Origin of the sequence: Pseudomonas sp. BN607 (assembly GCF_029871175.1) — a bacterium.
Lineage (GTDB): Bacteria > Pseudomonadota > Gammaproteobacteria > Pseudomonadales > Pseudomonadaceae > Aquipseudomonas.
In genome coordinates, this window is sequence record NZ_SSOE01000063.1 from 22,590 (window position 1) to 33,482 (window position 10,893).

7 protein-coding genes and 1 pseudogene are annotated in these 10,893 nt (G+C 65.4%); all 8 read right to left on the reverse strand.

The genetic code is table 11. The annotated features are described in order from the left end of the window. Positions 1–2: 2 nt before the first annotated feature. The 8 genes and pseudogenes from E8E68_RS20030 to E8E68_RS20065 all read right to left on the reverse strand — a co-directional run bounded on the left by E8E68_RS20030 (position 3) and on the right by E8E68_RS20065 (position 10,850). Positions 3–3,095: a multidrug efflux RND transporter permease subunit gene (locus E8E68_RS20030; protein WP_280344086.1), complete on the reverse strand. Its 3,093-nt coding sequence runs from the start codon at positions 3,093–3,095 to the stop codon at positions 3–5. After that, positions 3,092–4,255 (reverse strand): efflux RND transporter periplasmic adaptor subunit, encoded by a 1,164-nt coding sequence (locus E8E68_RS20035; protein WP_280344089.1) that lies wholly within the window; start codon positions 4,253–4,255, stop codon positions 3,092–3,094. Before E8E68_RS20035 ends, E8E68_RS20030 begins: the two co-directional genes overlap by 4 nt. A 155-nt stretch (positions 4,256–4,410) precedes the next feature. Continuing rightward, positions 4,411–4,600, reverse strand: a pseudogene (locus E8E68_RS20040) (YkgJ family cysteine cluster protein); the annotation flags it as partial. After that, a complete protein-coding gene (locus tag E8E68_RS20045) occupies positions 4,597–4,908 on the reverse strand; it encodes a hypothetical protein (protein WP_266028548.1) in 312 nt (103 codons plus the stop codon). The gene E8E68_RS20045 and the pseudogene E8E68_RS20040, both read right to left, overlap by 4 nt. An 88-nt stretch (positions 4,909–4,996) precedes the next feature. Beyond that, positions 4,997–5,896 carry a chemotaxis protein gene (locus E8E68_RS20050; protein WP_266028547.1) on the reverse strand — a complete coding sequence of 300 codons (900 nt, stop codon included), beginning with the start codon at positions 5,894–5,896 and terminating at the stop codon, positions 4,997–4,999. Positions 5,897–6,067: 171 nt separating this feature from the next. After that, the gene (locus E8E68_RS20055) at positions 6,068–7,252 is read right to left on the reverse strand and encodes an HlyD family type I secretion periplasmic adaptor subunit (protein ID WP_266028546.1); all 1,185 of its coding nucleotides are present in this window, start codon (positions 7,250–7,252) and stop codon (positions 6,068–6,070) included. After that, a complete protein-coding gene (locus E8E68_RS20060; protein WP_266028545.1) occupies positions 7,249–9,417 on the reverse strand; it encodes a type I secretion system permease/ATPase in 2,169 nt (722 codons plus the stop codon). Before E8E68_RS20060 ends, E8E68_RS20055 begins: the two co-directional genes overlap by 4 nt. Continuing rightward, the gene (locus E8E68_RS20065; RefSeq protein ID WP_280344094.1) at positions 9,414–10,850 is read right to left on the reverse strand and encodes a TolC family outer membrane protein; all 1,437 of its coding nucleotides are present in this window, start codon (positions 10,848–10,850) and stop codon (positions 9,414–9,416) included. Before E8E68_RS20065 ends, E8E68_RS20060 begins: the two co-directional genes overlap by 4 nt. Positions 10,851–10,893: the final 43 nt, after the last annotated feature.

Consider the following 10,893-nt stretch of genomic DNA (forward strand, 5'->3'; position numbering starts at 1 on the left):
TCCTAACTGGCACTTGGCGCTGCCTCGCGGGCAGCCTGGCGGCGGTGGAACAGGCGCTCCAGGGCCAAGTATATGACCGGGGTGGTGAACAGCGTCAGCGCCTGGCTGACCAGCAGGCCGCCGACCACGGCAATGCCCAATGGCTGGCGCAGTTCGGCGCCGGCGCCAAAACCGAACATCAGCGGCACCGCGCCGAGCAGGGCGGCCAGGGTTGTCATGATGATCGGCCGGAAGCGTGTCAGGCAGGCCTGGTGGATCGCCTGTTCCGGTGTAAGGCCTTGTTGGCGCTGCGCTTCGAGGGCGAAGTCGATCAGCAGGATGCCGTTCTTCTTGACGATACCGATCAGCAGCACCACGCCGATCAGCCCCATGATGCTGAAGTCCTGGCCCATGGCCCACAGTAAAATCAGCGCACCGAGGCCTGCCGAGGGTAGGGTGGAGATGATCGTCAGCGGGTGTACGAAGCTCTCGTACAGCACGCCAAGAATGATATACACCGCCACCAGCGCCGCCAGGATCAGCCACGGTTGGCTCGACAGCGAGCTCTGGAAGGCCTGCGCCGCGCCCTGGAAGTTGCCGCTGATGGAATCGGGCATCCCCAGTTCGCGCTGGGTGCGGTCGAGGATGCTCACCGCATCGCCCAAAGCCACACCGGGTGCCAGGTTGAACGACAGGTTGGCCGCCGGGAATAGGCCGTCGTGGCTGATCGACAATGGCCCGGTGCTGGGCGGCGCCACATGGGCCAACGCCGAGAGCGGCACCATTTCGTTGGTCAGTGGCGAGCGCAGGTAGAAGAAGTTGAGGCTTTCGGCCTTGCCGCGCTGGTGCGCATCCAGTTCGAGAATGACCTTGTACTGGTTGGTATCGGTCTGGAATTCGCTGATCTGCCGCTGGCCGAAGGCGTCGTACAGCGCCTGGTCGACGTCGGTGGTGGTCAGGCCGAAGCGGGCCGCAGCCTGGCGATCGATGTCGATTCGGGTAACGCTGGCGCCCAGTTGCAGGTCATTGGACAGGTCGCGGAACGCCGGGTTTTCCCGCAGCCGCTCGGTCAGGCGCTGGGTCCACAGGTTCAGTGCCTCGCCGTCGTTGCTCTTGAGCACGTACTGGTACTGGGTGCGCGAAGGGCCGGAACTGAGGTTGATGTCCTGGCCGGCGCGCATGTACAGGACAATGCCCGGTACCTGGGCCAGCTTGGGCCGCAGCCGGTCGATCAGTTCGCTGGCCGATACATCCCGTTCGCCACGTGGCTTCAGGGCGATCCAGAAGCGGCCGTTGGCGATGGTCTGGTTGCTGCCGGTAACGCCCACCGAGTGGGAGAACGCGCGCACCGCCGGGTCGGCACCGATGATTTTCGCCAGTGCCTGGTGTTTTTCGATCATCGACGGGTACGACACATCCGCTGCCGCCTCGCTGGTGCCGAGGATGAAACCGGTGTCCTGCAACGGGAAGAAGCCTTTGGGGATGGCCACGTAACCGGCCACGGCCAGCGCCAGGGTTACCCCGAACACACCGAGGGTCAGGCGCTGGTGGGCAAGGGCGTGGTCAAGACCCTTCTCGTACCATTTGACCAGGCGTTCGCCAAAACCGCCCTGGTGCTCGCCGGGCGGGCGGCGCATGAACAGCGCGCAGAGGGTAGGCGCCAGGGTTAACGAAACCACCACCGAAATCAGGATGGTGGAAGTGGCAGTAAGGGCGAACTCCTTGAACAGCCGGCCAACCACACCACCCATGAACAGCAGCGGGATGAACGCGGCTATCAGCGAGAAGCTGATCGACACGACGGTAAAGCCGATTTCCCCGGCGCCTTTTAGCGCTGCCGTGCGGCTGTCATCGCCGGCCTCTAGGTGGCGATGGATGTTCTCCACCACGACGATGGCGTCATCGACCACGAAACCCACTGAAATGACGATAGCGACCAGGGTCAGGTTGTTCAGGCTGAAGCCGAGGATGTACATCAGCGCGCAGCTGGCAATCAGCGACACGCCAAGCACGCTGGACACCACCAGGGTCGCTGACCACTGGCGCAGGAACAGCGCCATCACTCCGATCACCAGGACCACGGCGATCATCAGGGTCAGCTCCACTTCGTGCAGCGAGGCGCGGATGGTCTGGGTGCGGTCCTGCAGCACCGACACCTCGACCGAAGCCGGCAGCATCTCCTGCAGCTTGGGCAGGGCGGCCATGACGCGGTCCACGGTGTCGACGATGTTTGCGCCGGGCTGGCGGAAGATCACCAGGTTGAGCCCCGGCTTGTCACCGGACCAAGCCTTGACGTAGGCATTTTCGGCACCGTTGATTACCTTCGCCACGTCCTTCAGGTGCACGGGGGCGCCGTCACGGTACGAGACGATCAGTTGGGCGTAGTCCTCGGGGTGGAACAGCTGGTCGTTGGCGGCAATGGTCGACACGCTGTGCTCGCCGTACAGCGCGCCCTTGGCCAGGTTCAGGCTGGTCTGCTGGATGGCCTGGCGCAGGTCGGCCAGGGTCAGGCCGATGGCCGCCAGCTTCTCGGGTTGCGCCTGCACACGAATGGCCGGGCGCAGTTGCCCGGTGATGTTGATCAGGCCGACCCCTTCGATTTGGCTCAGCTGCCGGGCCAGCAGGGTTTCGGCGTAGTCGCTCAGGTCGTTGCCGGGCATCTGGTCGGAACTGACCGTCATTACCAGTACCGGGCTGTCGGCCGGGTTGACCTTGCGCCAGGTCGGCGGGTTGGGCAGGTCTTGCGGCAGGCGTGCAGTGGCGGTGTTGATCGCCGCCTGCACTTCCTGGGCGGCGGTGTCGATGTTCTTGTCCAGCGTGAACTGCAGAATCAGGGTGGTCGAGCCCAACGCGCTGCTGCTGGTCATCTGGGTCATGCCGGGGATGGCACTGAACTGCACTTCCAAGGGCGTGGCCACCGACGAGGCCATGGTTTCCGGACTGGCGCCAGGCAACTGGGCGGTGACCTGGATGGTCGGGAAGTCGGCCTCGGGCAGCGGCGCCACCGGCAGGCGCGGGAAGGCGATGGCCCCCAGCAGCACCAAGGCGAAGGTCAGCAGCAAGGTGGCTATGGGGTGGTCGATGCACCAGGCCGAAACACCGTTGCGCGTGTTCATGGCTGGCCCCGGCTGTCGGCCATTTCCGACGGTGCGGGCGCGTTAGGGGTGACCTCGACCCGTGCCCCCGGCTTGAGCCGCGACTGGCCATCGAGCACCAGGCGCTCGCCCGGCTTGACCCCGGCAATGATGTTCAGCCCGCTGTCCTGGTACAGCACCTTGACCGGCACGCTGGTGACCTTGTCACCCTCCAGGCGGTAGACGAAATACCCGTCGACCCCGCGTTGCACCACTGGCGGCGGTACTACCAGGGCGTTTTCATCCACGGCGGTACGCAGGCGTATGGTGACCAACTGGCCTGGCCACAGGCGGCCAGCTTTATTGTCGAACTCGGCTTTCACCCGCACGGTGCCGGTGGTGGCGGAAACCTGGTTGTCGATCAAGGCCAGGTGACCTTCGCCGAGCAGGCTGCGTTCGCCGTCGGCGTCCATGTAAGCCTGCACCAGTGCCGGGGCGGGTGCCTGGAGCAGGCTTTGCAGGGTCGGCAGCATCTGCTGCGGCAGGGCGAACTCCACGGCGATGGGGTCGATCTGGGTGACGCTGAACAGGCCTTGGGTATCGCTGGTGCGCACCAGGTTACCTGGGTCGACATTGCGAATGCCTACACGGCCGGTTACCGGTGAGCGGATCTGGGTATACGACAGCTGCACTTCGGCGTTGGCGATGGCCGCCTGGTTGCCTTTGACCGTGGCCTGCAGCTGGTTGACCAGTGCCTGCTGCTGGCCGAGTGTCTGCTTGGACACGCCGTCATCGCTGCTAAGCAGGCGGTAGCGCTTGAGGTCGACGGCGGCTACCTGGATCTGCGCCTGGCTCTGGCCGAGCTGGGCGCGCGCCTGGTCGAGCTGGGCACGTATGGCGCGGTCGTCGAGGGTCGCGAGCAGGTCGCCTTGCTTGACCCACTGGCCCTCCTTGACCAGCACTTGGGTCAGCACCCCCTCGACCTGTGGGCGCACGTCTACGCTGTGCAGCGACAGCACCGAGCCGATGGCGCTGGCGTAGCGCGGCACGTCCTGCTGCGCGACGCTGACCACGCGCACCGGGATGGCTGCTTGCGCGCGGGCGGCAGGGGCTGGCTGGCGCTGGGCGAACCAACTGCCAGCGACTACCAGGGCCAATAGTGCCAGGGCGGCAAGTAGGGCAGAGCGGGACGGACGTCGCATCGGTGCGGGCACCTTGGCCAGTGGGGTGGGAACGGTGGTCAGTATTCAATCTTATAGCCGCCGAACCGGGTCGGCAGCGTGACTGCTGGCTGACAGGCGTGTCAGTTTCAGTTCTCCGGCCGCAGCGGGATATGCAGGTTGATTTCTACAGGCTAGGTGCGGCAGACGAACGGCCGCTGTTCATAGATGATGCACAGGTCGTTGTCGTCGAGGTTGCGGCAAGGCCCAGGGGTGAAGGCGACAAAGGTCACCGACACGCGCTTCGTCGTTGCCGCAGTGAGCTCGGTACGAGCGGCGCAACACATGCTCACGCTGCTCCAGCGGCATGCCCGGGCCGTCGGTCACTTGGCCTCCGGGCTCCATTCACTGACAAAGGCCCGTTGCTGTTGGCGGTCGTACAGGCACAGTTCGGTGCCGGTGCGCTGCTTCATGTGCTTCTGTGGGTAGACGCCCTCGATCAGCAAGGCACTCATGCCCACCTGGTCATCGAATTCCACGGGCTTGCCGCGGGCGTGGGCGTTCTTGAACTGGCTGGCGGCCAGGCAGGCCTTGAGCATCTGTTGGCGCTGCTCGTTCCAGGCCTGGCTGCTGGAGGCCTGGGCAAGGCCGCTGAAGAGGGCGCAGCCGATCAAAATGGAGCTGAGAAACTTCATACGCGATTCCGGCAAATTGCTTGCGAGGGGCGAGAATTATGCCCGACTCCCCCCCGACGGCAAGCCGGGGAGTTTGTCGCTGAATATATCAGCGCTCGGCGAACACCACGGTACGCGCGGCCACCACCAGACAATCGGTCAGCTCTGGCGAAGAGAACTTGGTAAGGATGGCATTGGCCCCGGCCTGGGTCGCTTTCTCGCTGCTCATGGCGCTGTCCAGCGAGGTGTGCAACAGCACGTACAGGTGGTGGAAGTCGGGGGTTTCCCGCAGGGTACGGGTGAAGGCGTAGCCGTCCATCTCGCTCATTTCGATGTCGGAGACGATCACGTTGATCTCCTGGGCGGTGCCTTGCAGCTCAAGCAGAACGTTGATTGCGTCCTTGGCGCTGCGCGCGGTGTGGCACTCGATGCCGAGGTTGCGCAAGGTATGCACTGACTGTTGCAGGGCCACCTGGCTGTCGTCTACGACAAGGATGTTGGCGGCCGCCAACAGGCTGGCGTCTTCCTCGCTCAAGGTACCGTGGGGTGGTTCGGCCACGGGCGGGGCGATGGCGTGGATGACTTTCTCGATGTCCAGCACCTGCACCAGGGTGTTGTCGACGCGGGTTACGCCTGTGATGAAGGAGCGGTTGCCCGACGCGTAGGGCGGCGGTTTGATGTCGGTGCTCAGGCAATGCACGATGCGGCTGACCGCCTGCACGTGCAGGCCCTGGCGCGAGCGGCTGATCTCGGTGACGATCAGGCAGCCGCCCTGCGGGTCTTCGAGCGGCCGCTCGCCAATGGCGCGAGACAGGTCGATGACCGACAGCGAATGGCCACGCAAGGTCGCAACGCCTTTCACGTTGGGGTGCGATTCCGGCAGTTTGGTCAGCGGCGGGCAGGGGATGATTTCGCTGACCTTGAGCAGGTTGATAGCCATCAACTTGCCGCTGCGCAGGGTGAACAGCAGCAGCGAAAGCGAGTCCGCGCGGGCTTTTTGCGTGGCCATGGTGACCTTCGGTGGGGAACAGGGGATAACCCGTTATCGGCGCTTTGGCGGCTGGCTTTAGGGTATTGATGGCAGTGGGTGGGGTCGCCTTGGTTTTTGTGTTGCCAGTGAGACCGAGCGCCGCCCGCGCGGCGCTCGATCTCACTGGCAGCGCAAATCTTCCGTCATGCCCTACCGTTCGCGCAGTGCCTCCCTGGCTCGGTTCAGCGGTTTGATCAGGTAATCGAGGATGGTCTTCTCGCCGGTACGGATATCCACCGTGGCAATCATCCCTGGCACGATCGCGAAGTGCTTGCCGGCCTTGTTCTGCAAGCTGTCCTGTTCGGTGCGGATGAACACCCGGTAGTAATAGATCTCTGGTTTCACCTCATCCTGCAAGGTATCCGGCGAGATCCCCACCACCTTGCCATCCAGCCCACCATAGACCGAGTAGTCATAGGCGCTGATCTTGACCTTGGCCGCCTGGTCCGGGTGGATGAAGGCGATGTCGCGTGGGGCGATACGGGTTTCGATCAGCAGGCGCTCATCCATCGGTACGATCTTCATCACCTGGCCACCGGGTTGCACCACGCCGCCCAAGGTATTGACCTCGATGTCCTTGACGATGCCGCGGACCGGCGAGCGCAAGGTCAGGCGGGTAAGCGAGTCGCTGCGCCCGCGGACCACCTCCGACAAGCTGTCGGCCTCGGCGCTGGCCTTGGCCAGTTCTTCCCGGGCTCGCACCAGGTAGTCGGAGCGCGCCTCGTTGGCCTTGAGCTCCAGCTCTGAACGCTGGCGGTTCAGGCGGATCACCTCGACCCGGCTCGAGGCGCCCATCTTGGCCAGGTTCTCGGTGATCTTCAGCTCGCTGCGCACCAGTTGCAGTGAGTCCTCGATCCCTGCCAGGGTCTGTTCCAGGCCGCGGCGGCGGGTCTGGTACAGGGCGGTTTCGGCGTCGATCAGCTCGGGCGAGTCGCGCAGGCTGGCTGGGAAGGTCAGTGGCTTGCCGGTTACCTCGGCCTGCAGGCGCGCCTGGCTGGCCTTGGCCGCGCGGTACTTGGCCTCGCTTTCACCCACGCTGGAGGCAGTCTTGGTTGGGTCGAGCTGGGCCAGGATCTGGCCGCGCTCGACCAGGTCGCCCTCGGCCACGCTCATCTGCGCGACGATGCCGCCCTCGAACGACTGGATCACCTGCTCCCGTGAGCTTGGGATGACCTTGCCGGTGCCGGTGGAGACCTCCGTGACCTCGAACCAGGCTGCCCAGGCCACGAACGCCGCCAGCATCAGCGCGCACAGGGTGATGATACGACTGGCGCGGAATACCGCCTGGTCGTCCTGGCCGTCCAGGTAGGAGGCCGGGAGTTCATGGTTGCTCATGCCTGCGCTCCTTGCAGTTTGGCCAGTGCGGCATCGCGTGTGTCATCGATGACGATGCGCCCGCCATCGAGTACCAGAATGCGGTCGACCCGTTGCAGCACGCTCAGGCGGTGAGTAGCAATCACCAGGGTGCGGCCCTGGCAGAAGCGCTCAAGGTTATCCAGCAGCTTGCGCTCGGTCATGTCGTCCAGCGATGCGGTCGGTTCGTCCAGCAGCAGGACCTGCGGCTGGCGCACTAGCAGGCGGGACAGCACCAGCGCCTGGCGCTGACCGCCGGACAGGCCCAGGCCGCCTTCAAGGATCAGGTGGTCCATCCCCTTGGGCAGGCGGCGGACGAAGTCCAGTGCGCCAGTGGCGGCCAGCGCGGCCACCAGTTCCTGGTCGCTGGCCTGGCCGGCGCCGAGGGTGAGGTTTTCCCGCAGGGTGCCGTGGAACAGCCGTGCGTATTGCGGCAGCAGGCCGACGTCGCGACGCAGGTCGGCAGGATCGAGGTGGGCCATGGCGATGCCGTCCAGGCTGACTTCACCCTGGACCAGGTCCATGGCCCCGCCCAGCGCTTGCAGCAGGGTGGATTTGCCGGCGCCGTTGCGCCCGAGCACGGCAATGCGCTCGCCAGGCTGAATATCCAGCTGGCCGATGTTCAGCACCGGCGGGGACTCTTCGCTGTAGCGGAAGTTGGCCTGGCGCAGCCGGTACTCGCCGCGGATGGCCGGCAGGTGCACGCGGGCTTCGCCTTCAGGGTGGTCGACCGGCGACTGCATCAGCTTGTCCAGGCCTTGCAGCGCTACCTTGGCCTGTTGCCAGCGGGTCAGGACATGGGTCAGCTGGGCCAGCGGCGCCATCATTCGCGATGAAAGCATCGACGCCGCCACCAGGCTACCGGTGGTGAGGTCGCCGGCGATTACCATGGGGGCGCCAACCACGATGACCACGGCGAACACCGCCCCCTGAACGTTCTGGGTCCACGTTACCAGGCCGTTGGTGAGGGTGCGCAGGCGCAGGTTGGTATGGGCACAGGCGGCGTTGTACTGGTTCCACTGGCGCTCGAAGCGTGCTTCGGCCTGCAGTGCCTTGATCTCGTCCAGGCCTTGGATGCTTTCCACCAGCATGGCATTGCGCAGCGCCGATTCGCGCATCGAGGCATTGGCCAGCCGCGCCAGGCGCCGTTGCGCCAGCAAGCCTGGCAAGACCATGGCCAGCAGCGCGACCAGCGGGATGAACACCAGCACACCGCCAATCAGCCAGAACACGAACAGGAACAGCAGGAAGAACGGCAGGTCGGCCAGCGCCGTGGCGGTGCTGGACGTGATCAGATCGCGGATCGACTCCAGCTCACGCAGTTGCGAGATGAACGAGCCGGTGGACTTCGGTCGTACCGAGTTGCGCAGACGCAGGGCATGGCCGTAGACCAGGTCACTTACCCGCAGGTCGGCGCGCTTGCCAAGCAGGTCGCTCACTTTCAACCGCAGCAGGCGCATGCTGAAGTCGAACACCAGCGCCAGCACGACACCGCCAAACAGCACGTACAGGGTCGGCAGCGATTCCGCCGGGATCACCCGGTCGTACACCTGCATCGAGAACAGCACCCCGGCCAGCGCCAGCACGTTGGCCACCAGTGAGGCCACCATCACCTGGCCGTACGGGCGCAAGTCGCGCAGCACGATACGGGCGAACCAGTGGCGGTCGTAAGGTGCGGTGTAGTCGTCGGTACGCACGTCGCGCAGTGGCCGTGCCGGGCGCAGCAGGGCAACGCGGTTGATGCGGCCCTTGAGGGTGTCGCGGGGCAGGCGCGAGGTCAGGCCTTGGTCACCGGCAAACACCACTGCCAGGTCGTCTTCCTCGGTGACTGACTCGACCACAGCCAGCTGGCCATCGTCCAGCTCCAGCACCAGCGGCGTGCGCCACTGCCGCAGGCCCTTGGCATCGAAGCGCACGAAGCGCAGGGCCAGCCCAGCCTGGCGGGCCATGTGCCGGAGAATTTCGTCGAGCGGTCGGGCATCTTCGACAGCGGCCAGGCGAATGCGCTGGGGCGATACATCCAGGCGGTAGTGGTGCGCGACCTGCAGCATCACTTCCAGCCATGGCCCGAGATCTGGCCGGTGGGCTTGGTCTGCGGCGGCAGCAGGAGCCTGGTTGGGCAGGGTCACATTGATCGAATCGCTCATGGCAGGATCTCCACACCTTGCAGGTTGCGCCCCTCAAGGCCAAAGGCCGTGCGCAGGGCGCCGGTGTTGTACAGGCAGTCGACATCCAGGCGCAGCAGATCGGAGCGGGTGCCGGCAAGTTCGAAGCGAGACTGATAGATCTCCTGCTCGGCGTTGAGCAGGTCGAGCAGTGGCCGGGTGCCCAGGTCCAGGTATTGGCGGCCGTAAAGCATGCGTGCTTCCTGAATGCTGACCTGGCGCGCTTCCAGCGAGCTCAGTCGTCGACCCAGCCCGGAGGTTTGTGCCACGGCCTCGGCCAGGCCGCGGCGAGCCTGCAGGCGGGCGGCGTCCTCGGCGGAGTCGGCCGCGGTCAGGGCATGGCCAGCGGCGCGGCTTCGGGCGCTGATGGCACCGCCCTGGTAAATGGGCACTTCGACGTTCAGGTAGATGCCTGCCTGGGTACGGTCCAGCCTGGCGTTGTCGCGGTTGTAGTCGTCGTCCAGGTAGTGGTTGACCTGCGGTTGCAACGACAAGGTGGGGTAGGCCTCGGCCTTGGCCTGGGCCAGTTCCGCCTGGCCTTGGGCGCGTTGGGCCAGGGCCATCAGCACCGCCGGCAGGCGGTCACCGCCCTGTGCGGGGCGTTTGCAGGCCTGGTTCAGTTCGTTGGGCGTGCCCTCGGCCAGGGCCGGCGGGGTGACGCGCCCCATCAGCGCAGCCAGGGTCGAGCGCCAGCGCTCGTATTGCGACTGGTACTCCTCCAGCGTGGCGCGGGCGCTTTCCACGCGAGACTCAGCCTGCACCACATCGGAACGGGTACTGGCGCCCATGTCGCTCCGCTGGCGCGCCATGCCGGCAATGTCACCGACCCCGCGGATCTGGTCACGGGCGATGGTCATCAGTTGTTCGTAGCGGCGGGTTTCGATCCAGGCATAGGCGGTATCACGGGCCAGGTCATCGACCACCAGCAGGATATTGGCCTGGGCGCGGGCAGCGGCAGCCTGAGCCGCGCTGACGGCGCTGTCGACCTTGCCGAAGTCGTAGAGCATCTGCTTGAGCGACAGGTTAAGGGCCTGGCTGTTGCGGTCGCCGCCATAACCGGTGTCGTAACCGGTGCGGATACCGCCGGAAATCTGCGGGTAGTAACCCGCGCGGGCGACGTTGATGCCTTCGCCCTGCTTGTACAGGTTGCCGATGGCTTCGGCGATGCTTGGGTGCCATTGCGCGGCCTGCAGCACCGCGTCTGTCAACCCGAGGCGTTCGCCACTGGCCACCGGGGCCATGCCGCTCGGCGGCCGGGCAGGCACCGCCTCGGGCGCATCGCGTAACAGCGATGGCCCGATCTGGCGCAGTTGAGGGTCTATATCATCGGCTGCCTGGGCAGCCGGGTGGAAATTCAGCGCCACGAGCCCGAAGGCTCCCAGCAACAGCGGTGACAGCGGACTGCTTCGCTTCACATAGTTCCCTTACTGCTGGTCGTCCATGCCGCCGGGCGTGGGC

Coding starts and splice junctions, on each gene's coding strand:
- E8E68_RS20030 (WP_280344086.1), bottom strand. CDS start 3,095: ATGAACACGCGCAACGGTGTTTCGGCCTGGTGCATCGACCACCCCATA.
- E8E68_RS20035 (WP_280344089.1), bottom strand. CDS start 4,255: ATGCGACGTCCGTCCCGCTCTGCCCTACTTGCCGCCCTGGCACTATTG.
- E8E68_RS20045 (WP_266028548.1), bottom strand. CDS start 4,908: ATGAAGTTTCTCAGCTCCATTTTGATCGGCTGCGCCCTCTTCAGCGGC.
- E8E68_RS20050 (WP_266028547.1), bottom strand. CDS start 5,896: ATGGCCACGCAAAAAGCCCGCGCGGACTCGCTTTCGCTGCTGCTGTTC.
- E8E68_RS20055 (WP_266028546.1), bottom strand. CDS start 7,252: ATGAGCAACCATGAACTCCCGGCCTCCTACCTGGACGGCCAGGACGAC.
- E8E68_RS20060 (WP_266028545.1), bottom strand. CDS start 9,417: ATGAGCGATTCGATCAATGTGACCCTGCCCAACCAGGCTCCTGCTGCC.